Below are 14,981 nucleotides of genomic sequence, written 5' to 3'. Positions count from 1 at the left end.
TTTCCTGGAAAAGATGTGTCAGTAGGGTCTGGCTGCTTAGATCTCGTCGATCGACGACGACTCGAAGCGCGAGGAAATGTTGATGCCGAGCTCTTCGGCGGCACGGAACGCTTCGTCGTCCGCGTCGCGCAGGCTGACCTGCTGGCCGTCGGCCGAGAGGACCTCGACGTTCAGGCAGAGCGACTGCATTTCCTTGATGAGAACCTTGAAGGACTCCGGGATGCCCGGCTCCTGGATGTTCTCGCCCTTGACGATGGCCTCGTAGACCTTGACGCGGCCGAGGATGTCATCCGACTTGATGGTCAGGAGCTCCTGCAGCGCGTACGCCGCACCGTAAGCCTCGAGGGCCCACACCTCCATCTCACCGAAGCGCTGTCCACCGAACTGTGCCTTACCACCGAGCGGCTGCTGGGTGATCATGGAGTACGGTCCGGTCGAACGGGCGTGGATCTTGTCGTCGACCAGGTGGTGCAGCTTCAGGATGTACATGTAGCCGACCGAAACCGGGTCGGGGTACGGCTCGCCGGAACGGCCGTCGAACAGCTGCGTCTTACCGGAGGATCCGATCAGACGGTCGCCGTCGCGCGTGACGTTCGTGGAGTCGAGTAGACCCTCGATCTCAGCCTCTGCGGCACCGTCGAACACCGGGGTCGCAACCTTGGTGTTCGGCTCGGCGCGGTGAGCGGCCTCGGGCAGACGGGCGGCCCACTTGGGCTTGCCCTTGACCTCCCAGCCCTGCTTGGCGATCCAGCCGAGGTGAATCTCGAGCACCTGCCCGAAGTTCATGCGGCCGGGGACACCCAGCGGGTTGAGGATGACGTCGACCGGCGTGCCGTCGGCGAGGAAGGGCATGTCTTCGACCGGAAGGATCTTGGAGATGACACCTTTGTTGCCGTGGCGGCCGGCGAGCTTGTCGCCCGCGGTGATCTTGCGCTTCTGGGCGATGTAGACCACGACGCGCTGGTTGACGCCCGAGCCGAGCTCGTCGTCGCCGTCCTGCGAGTCGAAGACCTTGACACCGATGATCGTTCCCTCTTCACCGTGAGGAACCTTGAGCGAGGTGTCGCGCACCTCGCGGCTCTTCTCGTTGAAGATCGCGCGCAGCAGGCGCTCCTCGGCGCTCAGCTCGGTCTCGCCCTTCGGCGTGACCTTGCCGACGAGGATGTCGCCGGGGCGCACCTCGGCGCCGATGCGGATGATGCCGCGCTCGTCGAGGTCGGCCAGGAGGTCCGGGCTGACGTTCGGCAGGTCGCGGGTGATCTCTTCCTTGCCCAGCTTGGTGTCGCGAGCGTCGACCTCGTACTCCTCGATGTGGATCGAGGAGAGGGTGTCGTCCTTCACCAGGTTCTGGCTGAGGATGATCGCGTCTTCGTAGTTGTGGCCCTCCCACGGCATGAACGCCACGAGGAGGTTCTTGCCGAGCGCGAGCTCGCCGTTCTCGGTGGCCGGGCCATCGGCGATGACCTCGCCCGCTTCGATCCGGTCGCCTTCGGAGACGATCACGCGGTGGTTGTACGACGTGCCCTGGTTGGAGCGGTCGAACTTGCGCAGGTAGTACGTCTTGGTGCCGCCGTCGTCGAGCTGGATGGTGACCGCGTCAGCGGAGACCTCCGAGACCACACCGGCCTTCTCGTTGATGAGCACGTCACCGGCGTCGATGGCTGCGTAGCCCTCCATACCGGTTCCGACGAGCGGGCTCTCCGAGCGGACCAGCGGCACCGCCTGGCGCTGCATGTTCGCACCCATGAGGGCGCGGTTCGCGTCGTCGTGCTCGAGGAACGGGATGAGCGAGGTCGCGACCGACACCATCTGGCGCGGCGAGACATCCATGTAGCCGATCTCCTCGGCGGGGATCAGGTCGACCTCGCCACCCTTCTGACGGGCCAGCACGCGGTCTTCTGCGAAGTGGTTGTCAGCGGTCAGCGGAGCGTTGGCCTGGGCGACGATGAAGTCGTCCTCCTCGCTCGCGGTGAGGTAGTCGATCGTCTCGGTGACCTTGCCGCCGACGACGCGACGGTAGGGGGTCTCGATGAAACCGAACGAGTTGATGCGCGCGAAGGACGCGAGCGAACCGATCAGGCCGATGTTCGGGCCTTCCGGGGTCTCGATCGGGCACATGCGGCCGTAGTGCGACGGGTGGACGTCACGAACCTCGACGCCGGCACGCTCACGGCTCAGACCACCCGGGCCGAGCGCCGAGAGGCGGCGCTTGTGGGTCAGACCCGCGAGCGGGTTGTTCTGGTCCATGAACTGCGAGAGCTGCGAGGTTCCGAAGAACTCCTTGATCGCGGCGACGACGGGGCGCACGTTGATCAGGGTCTGCGGGGTGATGGCCTCGATGTCCTGCGTGGTCATGCGCTCGCGGACGACGCGCTCCATGCGGGACAGACCGGTGCGCACCTGGTTCTGGATGAGCTCGCCCACCGCGCGGATGCGACGGTTGCCGAAGTGGTCGATGTCGTCCACGTCGAGGCGGATGTCGACGGGCTTGCCGTCGCGCACGCCCTTGAAGGTGGTCTGGTTGTCGTGCAGCGAGACGAGGTACTTGATCGTGGCGATGATGTCGCCCACGGTCAGCACGGAGTCGCTCAGCGGCGCGTCGATACCGAGCTTGCGGTTGATCTTGTAGCGGCCGACCTTGGCGAGGTCGTAGCGCTTCGGGTTGAAGTAGAAGTTGTCGAGGAGCGCACGTGCGGCCTCGGCAGCGACCTGCTCACCCGGACGCAGCTTGCGGTAGATGTCCTTGAGCGCCTCCTCCTTGGTGAGGATGGCGTCCTTCTCGAGGGTCAGCTCGATCGACTGGAAGCCCTTGAACTCCGAGAGGATCTCTTCGGAGCTCAGACCGAGTGCCTTGAGGAACACGGTGACGGACTGCTTGCGCTTGCGGTCGATGCGAACGCCGACCTGGTCGCGCTTGTCGATCTCGAACTCGAGCCAGGCGCCGCGGCTCGGGATGATGCGCGCCGAGTAGATGTCCTTGTCGGAGGTCTTCTCGGGGGTGCGCTCGAAGTAGACGCCCGGGGAGCGGACGAGCTGCGACACGACGACACGCTCGGTGCCGTTGATGACGAAGGTGCCCTTCTCGGTCATCAGGGGGAAGTCACCCATGAAGACGGTCTGCGTCTTGATCTCACCGGTGAGGTGGTTCATGAACTCGGCCTCGACGTAGAGAGGCGCGGAGTAGGTCTTGCCCTTCTCCTTGCACTCGTCGATCGAGTACTTCTTCTCTTCGAGGAAGGGGTTCGTGAACGAGAGCTGCATGGTCTCGCCGAGGTCTTCGATCGGAGAGATCTCCTCGAAGATCTCCTCGAGACCGGTGTTGCTCGGCAGATCCTGACGGCCCTGAGCCTCACCCTCCGCGACGCGAGCCTTCCAGGCGTCGTTTCCGACGAGCCAGTCGAAGCTCTCGGTCTGCAGAGCCAGAAGGTCTGGAACAGTGAGGGTGTCTGTGATCTTTGCGAACGAGAGACGAGATGCGTTTCGTCCGTTCTTGGGTGATGTATTGGTGGTTGCGTTGCGCGCAGCAGCCAAGGAAATAACCTCCGTTGGGCCCCGTCGGGCCTCAAGTTACTGTCGGTCTGGGTAGGTATTGTTGTGGACGAGAACTCCCAGGAAGCGGCGCCTATCTGACCTCGAAGGCCCAGGCGCGCACGAAGATAATTCGGAGCCGACCGCAATATGAAGGCAGGAGATTGTCTGGGAGCGCAAAAGACAACTATATGTCAAATGGGCGCGCCGTGTCCAGTCTTTTCTTGACCGATCGCGCCGACTCCTGTATAACCTCGCCCCCATCCGTCCTATTCCGGCTTCAGGGCGTACAGGGAATCAACCGTCGCAAGGATCGCCTCGTCTCTCGGAATGGGCGTCCAGCCCAGTATTCTCCTGGCCTTTTCGGCGGTGCCGCGTCTCACCACCCCCATGTCGCCGACGTTGTTGCGCACCGATCGGCTGAACGGAGCGAGCGTGCGCAATACCCAGTCAGGTATCAGCTTCGTGGAGATCCGCTTGCCCGAGGGACCGAGATGCCCGCGGATCAGGAGGGCGAGCTCCTGCGCTGAGATGGGGTCGCCCGACAGAGCGAGGAACCGCTCGCCGGCAGCATCCGGATGCGTCATCGCCAGCCGGTGCAGCGTCGCGACGTCGCGCACATCCACGATCCCGAAGCTGACCCGCGGCACACGCGGGAGGCGCCCGTCCGCAACCGTCTTGACGAGCCGGACGGAACTCGAGTAGTCCCTTCCCAGCAGCGGGCCGAGCACGCCGACCGGGTTGATCGTCGAGAGCTCGAGTCCGCCGCCCTCCCGGTCGATGAAGTCCCAGGCCGCCCGTTCGGCGATCGTCTTGGACTTCACGTACGAACTGATCGGCACGCCGCTGTCGAGCTCGGTCCAGTCCTCCTCGGTGAACGGGCGGTCGGTGGGTTCGTGGCCGTAGCCGATCGCGGCGAACGACGAGGTGAGCACGACCCGCCCGACCCCCGCATCCCGTGCCGCGGTCAGCACGCGCAGTGCGCCGTCGCGTGCCGGGACGATCAGCTCGTCTTCGTCCTTGGGCTCCGCGGTGGGAAAGGGGGATGCGACGTGCAGCACGAAGTCGCATCCTGCGACCGCATCGGCCCAGCCGTCGTCGGAGGTGAGTTCGGCGACGGCGAAGGTCAGCTCCTCCCCCGGCTCGACGCCGCCCACCCTCAGTTGCGCCCTCACATCGGCGGCACGTGCGGGGGTGCGCACGGTGGTCCTGACCGCGTAGCCCGCGGCAAGCAGGTCGAGCACGCAGCGCGCACCGATGAATCCCGACCCGCCGGTCACCAGCACCTGTTGTGTCATGGGTCGATCCTCCCCCGGCCGACCATCGCGCGGAAGGGTCGCGCGGGGAAAGGTCAGGAGCGCACGAGAGCGATGGCTTGGGCGCGCGTACGAACGTCGAGCTTGGCGAAGAGCGAGTTGATGTGGGTCTTGACCGTGGCGACACTGACGAAGAGGCGGGAGGAGATCTCGCCGTTGCTGAGACCTTCGGCGACGAGGTCGAGCACCTCGGCCTCGCGCGGTGTCAGCTGCGGGAAGCGGGTGCTCGTACTGATGCCGGTGCCTGTGCCGGTGTCGGCGCCTGTGCCTGTGCCACCTCCGGCTCCGGTGAGGCTGTTCACGAGCAGCGCACCGACCTCCGGGGCGAAGGTCGACTGGCCGCGGGCGACGGCTCTCACAGCCGCGGCGAGCTCGGCCCGGCCCGCGTCCTTCGTGAGGTAGCCGCGGGCTCCGGCGCGGAGGGCACCGAGGATCGAGTCGTCATCGGCGAAGGTGGTCAGCACCAGCACCGCTACGCCGGGGTGGTCGCGCACGATGCGTCCGGTTGCTGCGACTCCGTCGAGCACGGGCATCCTGAGGTCCATCAGGATCACATCGGGACGCTCGCGTGCCACCAGTTCGACCGCCCGCTCCCCGTCCGGCGCCTCGCCGACGACCTCGATGTCGGGTAGCAGCGACAGCACGGTGACGAGGCCGTCGCGGATGATCGCCTGATCGTCGGCGACCACCACGCGGATCCGTGGCTCGGGGGCTGTCACGGTGTCACCTCCGTGATCGATGTCCTGGCGCGCGAAGTGTCCGAGAGGGGCGCCTCGGCCACGACGGTGAACCGGTCGCCGACCACGCCCGCCGTCGCCGCGCCGCCGTGCGGGAGGGCGGCGAAGCGTTCGCGCATCCCCTCGAGTCCGTGGCGTCCGCCGGAGCCGGCGAGTTCCGGATGCGCGCCATCGCCGAGCGGGTTGGACACGGTGAGGCGCACTCGACCGTCCGTCCAGTCGAGAGCGGCACGCACGGGCTCGCCGGGCGCATGCTTGCGGACGTTGCTCAGCGCCTCCTGCAGGGCGCGCTGCACTGCGGACGCCGAGGCGGGGTCGAGGGGCGACGGACGGCCGGTGACGGTGAGGTCGACCACGCCGCCGAGGGAGCGGTGCGCAGCCAGGAGATCGTCGAGGGTCGCTGCGAAGGCGGCGGGGGCGATCGGTTCGGACTCCGCGGTGCGACCGTCGGCGGGATGGGCGGGGCCGGGGCCGGCCGGGTCGGCGCCGGTTGCGGCCGGTGCCGGATCGCGGAGGGCGGCGACCGCGCGACGGGCCTCGCCGAGGCCGTCCGCGGCAAGCCGGCGCGCATCCGTCACCCGTTGCCGCGCAGCGTCGGCGTCGCCTGCCTCGAGCAACGCCTCCACGGCATCAAGCTGGATCACGAGACCACCGAGGCTGTGGGCGAGCACGTCGTGGATGTCGCGGGCGACCGCCTGGCGCTGGCCGAGCAACTCGGCCCGGGCCGTCTCCTCGCGCATCGCGAGCTCACGCTCGCGCAGCAGTACGGCCTGCAGCTCCGACTGACGGAACTGCCGTCGGCTCAGGCCCGCGAACACCGCGAGCACGACCCCGCCGATCATGGCCAGCACGGCGGGAACCTCGGAACCGAAGGGGACCGCTCCGACCGCGATGAGCACGATCGTGATAAGGGCGAGGCCGAAACCGAGAAGGACGGAGCGGTCGACCCTGCTGACCACGACCATCACCGCGATGGCGGCCGGGACGACGGCGAGACCGTTCGTCGGCGCGGCCACGAGACCTCCGGCGAGCGCCGCGACCACACTCAGACCGAGGTCGAGGCTGCGCCAGCCGAGCGCTCCGGCCAGGCCGCGCAGAATCCAGGCCGAGACGGAGATCACAGCGAGCACGAGCACCCAGGTCGGGCGGGTGCTCCAGTCGTCCTTGAACAGGGCGAACCCGATGGCGGCACCGCCGATCGCGGAGAGCACGAAGCCCAGCCAGCTCGGCGGTGTCGAAGTGTTCACGGAACCATCATCCTGCGTCGGAGGGGTGGAGGGTACGCGGACGGTCGATCTCAGGCCGGGCCGAGGCGGATGCGTCGCGCGGCAGTGCCGCCCGGCAGTGCCGCGCGGATCACAACGCAGTGAGGGCGGCGTGCCGGTCGAGGCGGGCGGCGAAGACGGCGGTGCGGGCGGCACGGTTGGCGGCGAGCATGATGACGATCACACCGGTCGACGCGGCCAGATGCGATCCGGCCATCCCGGCGAGCACGTCGATGCCGACGCGGACGGCGATCACGGCGATCCACAGCGCGATCCCCCAGGCGCCGGTACGCGACTCGTAGGTGGCGACACCCCGGTCGCGGCCCAGGTGGAGCGGCTCGGCGAGCGGACGGAAGTGAGCGATCGCGCCCATCCACGCCCCGATACCGAGCGAGATGACCAGCTCGACGGCCAGCACGGACAGGTCGAGCGGGGTGAGGGCGGTCGGCTTCGTGGTCTGAACCAGCAGGACGACGCCGACGAGTCCCATGATCGCCGGCAACTTCCACATGCGGCCGATGGAGACGGGACGCCAGGTCATCTGGCGGAAGCCGATCCAGCCGATGAGCACGAGGATGAGGAGGGCGTTGCCGATCGTCTGGATGGTCATGAATGGTGCCTTTCGAAGTCTCGGGGTTCGTAGAACCGGTGCTCTTCGAGTCTTCCGTCGTCGCCGGTGCGACGGCACAACCCGCGGGTGGGGATCGGGTGGAGACGGGGTGGAGATCGCGCGGGCGCTGCGCAGCGCATCCGGGCCCGGTTAGGGTTGATGCCGTGGCAGAGAATCCGGCGGTCATCCTCAAGGAGAGCGGCTACCGGGCCGTCATCGAGCCGGACCGATTCGTGCCGGGCGCGTACCAGCTCGTCGTCGACGGCACGCCGCAGTCGCACGTGAACCTCGACGACCCGACGCAGCTGTTCTTCGAGTACGTGCAGCGGATGGGCAACGTCATCGACCTCATCGGCGAGCCCGGCCAGCCGATCACCGCCGTTCACCTCGGCGCGGGCGCCCTGACCTTGCCGCGCTACGTCGCGTACACCCGGCCCGGATCACGACAGCAGGTGGTCGAGCTGGAGAGCAACCTGGTCGACCTCGTCCGCGAGCACCTTCCGCTGCCGCGGTATGCGCAGATCCGTGTGCGGCACGGGGATGCGCGTGAAGTGCTCGGCAAGTTCCCCGCCGGCCTGCGCGGCTCGGTCGACCTGCTCGTGATCGACATCTTCAGCGGCGCGCGCACTCCAGCGCACGTGACCAGCGCCGAGTTCTACGGTGCGGCCGTGAGCCTGCTCGCGCCCGACGGGATCGTGCTGGTGAATGTGGCCGACGGTCCGCCCCTGAACTTCGCGAAGAGCCAGGTGGCTACGCTCGGCTCGGTGGTGAAGAACGTCGCGGCCCTGGCGGAGACCCAGGTTCTCAAGGGACGGCGCTTCGGCAACGTGGTGCTGGTCGGGTCGAACGCGTCGCTTCCGCTCGACTGGCTGCCGCGCATCCTGGCCGGTGGACCGCATCCCGCCAAGGCGGTCGCCGGCGCCGAGCTCACGGCATTCGCGGCGGGCGCGCCGATCGTGACGGACGCCACCAGCGTGCCATCGCCGCCGCCGGCACGCTCCATCTTCCAGACCGGCACGCGCCGCGACTAGCCGCCTCGCGCCTCCCGCTCGCGCCGCTCGCAATCGAGTACGCCCGAAGTCTCCTTCTGAGCGTGCGAAAAGGGGAATTCGGGCGTACTCGAGTGTTTCTGGGGGGATGGGGACGGTTCGAGTGGCCGGGAGCCGGCGGGACGGCGACGGGTGCGACGGACTTTTGCGGCCCCGCTCGGCGAGTCATCCTTCGGGACCGAGAATTCGACGACATTCGGTGGATTCGCCTGCGCAAGCCTGAACCGACGCCGAAGCGCGGGGGCGCGGGGGCGGTCGTCAGGCGTGGCGGAAGGTGAGGCGGTGGCCGGGGCGGAGCTGGGCGATGAGGTCCAGGGATGCGGAAGCGACCACGGCGATGACGGGGTAGCCGCCCGTGACCGGGTGGTCGGCGAGGAGCACGGTGGGCCGGCCGTCCGGTGAGACCTGGACCGCCCCCGAGACCATCAGCTCGCTCGGGAGCTCGCTGGTGTCGGCGCGCTCGAGGAGCGGCGTCGGGTGCGGGTCGCGGCCGGCGAGGTGGGCGGGCTGACGAACGGCGTCGAGGCGTGCGCCGACGCGGTTGCTCTCGGCGCTGAACTCCCACTCGTGCGCGAAGAACGCGTCGACCGCGGCCGGGGTGAATCGGTCGGCCCGTGGTCCGAGGTGCGCCCGCACCTCGACGGCAGCGCTGGCGGGAGGGTCGACCGGCAGGAAATCGAGCAGGGGGATCTCGGCCACCGGATGCGCGCCGACGGGCAGCACGTCCCCGGCGGCGAGAGGGGCGGGGCCGAGCCCGGAGAGCAGGTCGCTCGACCGCGAGCCGAGCACCGGCGGAACATCGATGCCGCCGCGCACGGTCAGGTAGCTGCGCACGCCGGCGGTGGGCGGCCCGACTCGCAGTGTGTATCCCGCCGGGGCGAGCACGGCGAGGTGGGAGTCGACCGGATGCCCGTCCAGCTCGAGCGGGCCGAACGCTCCCGTGACCGCGAACCAGGCGGGGTCGTCGAAGCGTGCGGCGAACCCGCCGAGCAGGATCTCGACGCCCGCGCATCCCTCGTCGTTGCCGAGCAGGCGGTTGCCGAGGCGCAGGGCGGCCCGGTCCAGCGCGCCCGACGGACTCACTCCGATGCCGGCGCGACCCGGGCGTCCGAGGTCTTCGATCACCGCGAGCGGACCGGGGTCCAGGATGCGCAGACTCACGGCGTCTCCACGAACCGCACCGTCGTGCCCGGGGCGAGCAGGGCGGGAGGGTCGGCCGCTGGATCCCAGAGCAGCGCATCCGTCGACCCGATGAGCTGCCAGCCGCCCGGGCTCGAACGCGGGTAGACACCGCTGAACTCGGCGGCGAGCGCGACGGATCCGGCCGGCACGGCCGTGCGCGGAGTCTGGCGGCGCGGAACGGTCAGCCGGTCGTGGTCGGTGACGAGGTAGCCGAATCCGGGCGCGAATCCGCAGAACGCGACGCGCCACTCGGAGGACGTGTGGAGGGCGACGACGTCGGCCACGGGCATCCCGAGCAGGGCGGCGACCTCGGCGAGGTCCTCGCCGTCGTACCGCACCGGTAGCTCGACCGTGCTCCGCGCCGAGGTGATCGTCGGCCCGGCGGCGCCGGTCTGCATCAGCCACCCGTGGGCGACGCTCAGCGGCAGGACGGCGGGATCGACGGTCAGGCCGATGGTGCGGGCGGCGGGCACGAGGTCGACGACTCCCGCGGGGCGGGATGCGTCGAGCGCCTCGTAGAGGGCGAGCACGGCATCCAGGTCGTCCAGCTCAACGAGCAAGGCCGCCTCGCCGAGGGGCAGGATGCGCCGGGCAACGGTCATCGGAACGCCGCCACCTGCACCCCGGCCTCGGCGAGCGCCGAGCGCACGGCCCCGGCCATGGCGACGGCGCCCGGGGTGTCGCCATGGACGCAGAGCGAGTCCACCTCGACCCGGAGCTCCGTACCGTCGTCGGCGACGACCACGCCGTCGGTCGCCAGGCGCACCGCCCGAGCGGCGATCGCGTCGTCGCCGGCGAGCACGGCGCCCGGGCGTCCGCGCGGAACGAGGGTGCCGTCGGCGAGGTAGCCGCGGTCGACGAAGGCTTCGCGCACGAAGGCGAGTCCCGCATCCTCTGCGGCGCGGGATACTTCGGAACCGGCGAGACCGAGGATCGCAAGGGACGGATCGAACGCGGCGACCGCTTCGACGACTGCGACGGCCTGCGCGCGATCGGACACGATCCGGTTGTAGAGGGCGCCGTGCGGCTTCACGTATTCGACCGACGTTCCCGCGATCCGTGCCAGGCCGCTCAGTGCCGACAGCTGATAAAGCACTTCGTCGCGGAGCTCGGCCGCGGGAACGTCCATCGCACGTCGGCCGAAACCCGCGAGATCACGATAGGAGACGTGCGCCCCGACCGTGACGCCGTTCTCGGCGGCGAGCCGGCAGGTCGACAGCATGGTCGAGGCGTCGCCGGCGTGGAATCCGCAGGCCACGTTCGCGCTCGTCACGAGCCGCAGCATCGCCGCGTCGTCGCCCAGCGTCCACGCGCCGAAGGACTCGCCGAGGTCGGCATTGAGGTCGATGGAACGGTCCACGCTCCCAGTCTGACGGATGCGCGCGCACGTCGCCGCTCGGCCGTGCCGTCGCTCGCTACTTCGCAGCCGCCCGGGCGCGGTGCGCCCGCACCTTGGCGCGGTTGCCGCAGCGCTGCATGGAGCACCAGCGCCGGTTTCCGCTTCGGGAGGTGTCGAGGTAGACCAGCCGGCAGTCGTCGGCCGAGCATTCCCGGATGCGTCCCCCCGCGTGCGGCCCGAACAGCCGCACGGCGTCGCGCGCGATCGTGCCGAGCGCCTGGTGCGGACGCGCGTTGCTGCGACCGGCCTGGCGGGCCCCTCCGGCGAGCACGGGCGGGATGTCGGGGGTCGCCGCGAACAGATTGATCACGTCCACCAGGTCGGGGTCCAATGGTTCGGCCAGGCTCGCCTGACGCGCGAGGCGGCCGATCGCCTCCCGCAGGGTCCTGGCGTCGGTGAGCTCCCGTTCGCCGGCGGTCGGGGCGACCTCAGGGAACCGGGCCGTCAGCCACTCGTTGAGCTCCCCGGCATCGCGCACGGTCTCCCCATCAGGAGTGTCGCGATCGAGTCCACTCATGTAGGCGAAGTCGAGCGCGACCGACCCCGCGTCGAACCACCAGTGCAGGCCGTCGACCGAATCGACCCATTGACCTGTACCTCGGGGGAGTATCGATTCCGTCGCCACGTAACCAATGTAATCGGTTACCTGGATGGGGACCGACCACCCCTGCCGGACGCACCCGCGATGCCGGATGCAGGCGTGGAGCGTGTCGGCGCGTGTCCATAATGGTCGGGTGACGACAACGCGCCCCGATCCCGCCCGCACGCTCGACGGAGAGACGGTGCGCCTACGGGCGCTTCGGCACCAAGACCTGCCCGAGCTGTTCGCCGCGATCGGGCATCCCGCTGTCTTCGCCGGCGGCTGGGGTGGTGGCCCGGCCGCGTACCGCCCTGACCTGGACAGCTGGCGCGAGCTCATGGAGCGCTACCTGCAATGGGATGCCGGCAACGTGTACGCCGTCTGCCTCCGCAGCGACGGCGACCGGATCGTCGGCACCAGCACGCTCGGCGATTTCGACCTCGAGAACGGATCCGCGCACATCGGCTGGACCGCGTACGCGCCGGAGGTCTGGGGAACCCGCGTCAACGCGGAGGCCAAGCGACTCCTGCTCGGCATCGCCTTCGAGCACGGCTTCGAGCGGGTGAGGCTGCAGGCGGATGTGCTGAACTCACGTTCCCGCGCAGCCATCGAGCGCCTCGGGGCGCGGGCGGAGGGCATCCTGCGCCACACCCAGCGCCGGGCGGACGGCAGCTGGCGCGACACCGCGGTCTACTCGGTGCTTCGCGAGGAATGGCCGGAGGTGCGCGAGCGCCTGGATGCGCGGCTCGCCTCCAGCCTCGACCGGGAGGACGCGCGAAGCTAGGAGCCGTTCTCGGCGACGGTGCTGCGCTCCGTCTCACTCGCGGCCGTGGCGGCGGTGCGCCGTTTCGCGGCCGTGACCTCGCGGTGCTGCCACGAGATCAGGTTCGCAGCGTCGAAACGGCGTGAGCACGCCCCGCAGGCCAGCGGGCGCGCGGGCTTGCGATAGCGGTAGTGCGTGTGACCGTTCGGGCAGGTTCCCACCCAGGGAGCCAGTTCGTCGGCGATCGCGCCGCCGTGCAGCCGCTTGCCCTCGTAGCCGAGCTCGATCGCGATGGAACGCCAGCGCGGACCGTGCCCCGCCCGCGCACCGGCCAGAGCGTGCGCGACCTCGTGCAGCAGGATCTGGTGGATCTCGTCGTCGTCGTAGCGCGAAGCGAGGTAGCGCGAGACCGTGATGCGCTTGGCCGTGTAGTTGCAGAGCCCTGCACGCGTCTTGGCGTTGTCGAAGTCGAAGCTCCACACGCCGGTGTCGAGGTGCAGGGCGATGAGCGCATTGGCCCAACGGCGCACCCGGTCGAGTTCAGCCATCAGCGACCGGCGATCTCGGACAGGGTGGGGGCCGGCGGGACGTTCATGTCCCGCATCCTACGCGGTGGTCCCGACACGGTTGAAGGGCTCGCGGAGGTCAAGCGCGCGGCTCGTCGCCGGCCGTCTTCGACCGATCCACGAAAGACTGCACCACCGCCACGGCGATCAACGAGCTCTCGATGTCGGTCTTGGATGCGCCCAGCTTCTCCCGCAGGAAGACCGCCGCGGTCACATCCGCGAGCGCGTTCTCGTAGTCCTTCGCGTCGAAATGGCATTTGCCCCGGCTCTGCACGGCGAAAGCCTCGAGGGCGGTCCAGTCGTGCGCCCTGGCCTCGTCGACGCATCCGGTGAGCTCGGTGATCGCCTCGTCGAACTTGCCCTGGTACTGCAGCACCTGCGCACGACGAACGCGGGCGCCGAGCAGCTGCTCCCGATCGCCGGTGAACCGGGCTTGACGCACGGCCTCGTTGGCCACGACGAGCGCCTCGTCGAGGCGGTCGAGCAAGCGCAGGAGCACGGCCTTCTCGTTGAGTGCGCTCAGGCTGCGCAGACTGCCGAGTTCGTCGAGCCGCAAGCCCGCGGCCCGGAGGTCGACGCGCTCGCGCAGGGTGGACGGATCGTATCCGAGGATGATACTCAGTGGTTCAGCTCCAGGTCGATGGATCGGTGTCCAGACTATCCCGGCTGCTTGAAGGACTGCGCGGGGACCAGCGGCACCTCGATCAGCTTGTCGTCTCCCGACCGCGGTCGTCCGCGCCCGTCGGTGTTGTTGGTGAGGATCCAGAGCACGTCTCCGTGCGCGACGACGTCGCGGATGCGGCCGAACGTCCCGTCGAAGAAGGGCTTGACGGTCACAGGGGCGGCTCCCCCCGTCGACCAGACCGTCCACAACCGCTCGCCACGCAGGGCGGCCAGGAAGATGGTGTCCCCCACGATGGCCAGGCCGCTCGGGCTCGCCTCGCTCGTCGACCACTGGTAGACGGGATCCGTGTACTTCGGATCCTTTCCGATGCCCTCCACGGCCGGCCAGCCGTAGTTGGATCCGGGCGTGATGATGTTCAACTCGTCCCAGGTGTTCTGCCCGAACTCGCTCGCCCACATCGTGCCGTGCGAATCCCAGCCGATCCCCTGCGGATTGCGGTGCCCGTACGACCACGTCGGCGATCCGGGGAACGGGTTGTCACTCGGCACGCCGCCCTCCGGGGTCAGCCGCAGGATCTTGCCGCTCAGCGCATTGACGTCCTGCGCGCTCGGGGAGTTTCCGGCGTCGCCCGAAGTGATGTAGAGCATCCCGTCTGGCCCGAATGCGATGCGTCCGCCGTCGTGGTTGCCGGCCTTCGGGATGCCCGTGATCACGTCGACGGGGGCGCCGATCGAGTAGCTTCCGGGAACGCCGTCGAGGGGCATCCGCACGACCCGGTTGTCACTGGCGGTGGTCTCGTAGGCGTAGAGGAACGTCGGCGACGACTCCTTCTGCACGGCCAGGCCGAGAAGCCCACCCTCACCGTTGTGCACGACGCCGGGAACCCTGCCTGCCACCCGCGTGCCTCCCTGGGGCAGCCGCTCGAGGATCGTCCCGTCGTCGCGCTCGCTGATCAGCGCGGAACCACTCGGCAGGGGGACGACCGACCACGGCGCGTCCAGCCCGGTCTCCAGGGTGGTCGTCGCGTCTCCGGGCTGCCAGGGGATCGCGGGAATGGCGGGGAGACTGCTCGACGGCGTCGGCCGGGGCGAGGGGGTGCGGGTCGCCGTGGGCTGCACGGGCGGAGTCGCCGAGCAGGCGCCGAGCAGAGCGATGACGGCGGTGCAGGCCACGACCGCGCTGACGGAACGACGTGCACGCATCAGACCCTCCCCGAACCTCGACGTGCACGCCATGGTAACGCCACCCGGTTCGAGAACCGTGAGTCGCGGGGGGGGGGGGGGGGGGGGGGGGGGGGGGGGGGGGTGGGGGGGGGGGGGGGGGGGGGGGGGGGGGGGGGGGGGGGGGGGGGGGGGGGGGGG

Annotated in this window: 14 protein-coding genes; 2 read left to right on the top strand and 12 right to left on the bottom strand. The window is 69.3% G+C overall.

Translation table 11 applies throughout. From position 1 onward, the window contains the following. Nucleotides 1-36: 36 nt before the first annotated feature. From rpoB to ACFVV0_RS09825, 5 genes are all read right to left on the bottom strand, one after another. Nucleotides 37-3,531: a DNA-directed RNA polymerase subunit beta gene (rpoB, locus tag ACFVV0_RS09845; RefSeq protein ID WP_387061859.1), complete on the bottom strand. Its 3,495-nt coding sequence runs from the start codon at nt 3,529-3,531 to the stop codon at nt 37-39. A gap of 266 nt (nt 3,532-3,797) precedes the next feature. Then, nucleotides 3,798-4,826: an SDR family oxidoreductase gene (locus ACFVV0_RS09840; RefSeq protein ID WP_387061857.1), complete on the bottom strand. Its 1,029-nt coding sequence runs from the start codon at nt 4,824-4,826 to the stop codon at nt 3,798-3,800. Between the two features lie 53 nt (nt 4,827-4,879). Continuing rightward, complete coding sequence (locus tag ACFVV0_RS09835) at nt 4,880-5,563, bottom strand: response regulator (protein ID WP_387061854.1); 684 nt, start codon at nt 5,561-5,563, stop codon at nt 4,880-4,882. Further along, the gene (locus ACFVV0_RS09830; RefSeq protein ID WP_387061851.1) at nt 5,560-6,828 is read right to left on the bottom strand and encodes a sensor histidine kinase; all 1,269 of its coding nucleotides are present in this window, start codon (nt 6,826-6,828) and stop codon (nt 5,560-5,562) included. Before ACFVV0_RS09830 ends, ACFVV0_RS09835 begins: the two co-directional genes overlap by 4 nt. 109 nt (nt 6,829-6,937) lie before the next feature. Then, complete coding sequence (locus ACFVV0_RS09825; protein ID WP_387061848.1) at nt 6,938-7,456, bottom strand: hypothetical protein; 519 nt, start codon at nt 7,454-7,456, stop codon at nt 6,938-6,940. A gap of 164 nt (nt 7,457-7,620) precedes the next feature. Here ACFVV0_RS09825 and ACFVV0_RS09820 point away from each other — a divergent pair, with 164 nt between their 5' ends. Beyond that, the gene (locus ACFVV0_RS09820; protein ID WP_387061845.1) at nt 7,621-8,487 is read left to right on the top strand and encodes a spermidine synthase; all 867 of its coding nucleotides are present in this window, start codon (nt 7,621-7,623) and stop codon (nt 8,485-8,487) included. A gap of 276 nt (nt 8,488-8,763) precedes the next feature. On the opposite strand, the gene ACFVV0_RS09815 is transcribed toward ACFVV0_RS09820, so the two are convergent. The 4 genes from ACFVV0_RS09815 to ACFVV0_RS09800 all read right to left on the bottom strand — a co-directional run bounded on the left by ACFVV0_RS09815 (nt 8,764) and on the right by ACFVV0_RS09800 (nt 11,711). Next, nucleotides 8,764-9,666 carry a biotin-dependent carboxyltransferase family protein gene (locus tag ACFVV0_RS09815; RefSeq protein ID WP_387061842.1) on the bottom strand — a complete coding sequence of 301 codons (903 nt, stop codon included), beginning with the start codon at nt 9,664-9,666 and terminating at the stop codon, nt 8,764-8,766. After that, entirely contained in the window at nt 9,663-10,289 is a 627-nt protein-coding gene (locus tag ACFVV0_RS09810; protein WP_387061839.1) for an allophanate hydrolase subunit 1, read from the bottom strand. The genes ACFVV0_RS09815 and ACFVV0_RS09810 overlap by 4 nt, the downstream gene beginning before the upstream one ends. After that, nucleotides 10,286-11,035 (bottom strand): LamB/YcsF family protein, encoded by a 750-nt coding sequence (locus ACFVV0_RS09805; protein ID WP_387063510.1) that lies wholly within the window; start codon nt 11,033-11,035, stop codon nt 10,286-10,288. Before ACFVV0_RS09805 ends, ACFVV0_RS09810 begins: the two co-directional genes overlap by 4 nt. A gap of 67 nt (nt 11,036-11,102) precedes the next feature. Next, on the bottom strand, nt 11,103-11,711 hold the full coding sequence (locus ACFVV0_RS09800) for a CGNR zinc finger domain-containing protein (protein ID WP_387061836.1): 609 nt from the start codon (nt 11,709-11,711) through the stop codon (nt 11,103-11,105). A gap of 109 nt (nt 11,712-11,820) precedes the next feature. Here ACFVV0_RS09800 and ACFVV0_RS09795 point away from each other — a divergent pair, with 109 nt between their 5' ends. Then, nucleotides 11,821-12,450 carry a GNAT family N-acetyltransferase gene (locus tag ACFVV0_RS09795; RefSeq protein WP_387061833.1) on the top strand — a complete coding sequence of 210 codons (630 nt, stop codon included), beginning with the start codon at nt 11,821-11,823 and terminating at the stop codon, nt 12,448-12,450. Here ACFVV0_RS09795 and ACFVV0_RS09790 read toward each other — a convergent pair. From ACFVV0_RS09790 to ACFVV0_RS09780, 3 genes are all read right to left on the bottom strand, one after another. After that, on the bottom strand, nt 12,447-12,977 hold the full coding sequence (locus ACFVV0_RS09790) for a SprT-like domain-containing protein (protein ID WP_387061831.1): 531 nt from the start codon (nt 12,975-12,977) through the stop codon (nt 12,447-12,449). The genes ACFVV0_RS09795 and ACFVV0_RS09790 overlap by 4 nt on opposite strands. A gap of 97 nt (nt 12,978-13,074) precedes the next feature. Next, complete coding sequence (locus ACFVV0_RS09785) at nt 13,075-13,551, bottom strand: tetratricopeptide repeat protein (RefSeq protein ID WP_387061828.1); 477 nt, start codon at nt 13,549-13,551, stop codon at nt 13,075-13,077. A gap of 101 nt (nt 13,552-13,652) precedes the next feature. Then, a complete protein-coding gene (locus ACFVV0_RS09780) occupies nt 13,653-14,822 on the bottom strand; it encodes a PQQ-dependent sugar dehydrogenase (RefSeq protein ID WP_387061825.1) in 1,170 nt (389 codons plus the stop codon). Between the last annotated feature and the right edge of the window lie 159 nt (nt 14,823-14,981).

It is taken from the genome of Leifsonia sp. NPDC058230 (assembly GCF_042882245.1).
In the GTDB taxonomy this organism is placed as follows: domain Bacteria; phylum Actinomycetota; class Actinomycetes; order Actinomycetales; family Microbacteriaceae; genus Leifsonia.
Note: the sequence above shows the minus strand (reverse complement) of the source record. Positions and strands in the feature narration are given on the sequence as shown.

Excerpts from the sequence above, each read along its gene's own strand:
- ACFVV0_RS09840 (WP_387061857.1), bottom strand. The coding sequence starts at position 4,826 with ATGACACAACAGGTGCTGGTGACCGGCGGGTCGGGATTCATCGGTGCG.
- ACFVV0_RS09825 (WP_387061848.1), bottom strand. The coding sequence starts at position 7,456 with ATGACCATCCAGACGATCGGCAACGCCCTCCTCATCCTCGTGCTCATC.
- ACFVV0_RS09810 (WP_387061839.1), bottom strand. The coding sequence starts at position 10,289 with ATGACCGTTGCCCGGCGCATCCTGCCCCTCGGCGAGGCGGCCTTGCTC.
- ACFVV0_RS09790 (WP_387061831.1), bottom strand. The coding sequence starts at position 12,977 with ATGGCTGAACTCGACCGGGTGCGCCGTTGGGCCAATGCGCTCATCGCC.
- ACFVV0_RS09780 (WP_387061825.1), bottom strand. The coding sequence starts at position 14,822 with ATGCGTGCACGTCGTTCCGTCAGCGCGGTCGTGGCCTGCACCGCCGTC.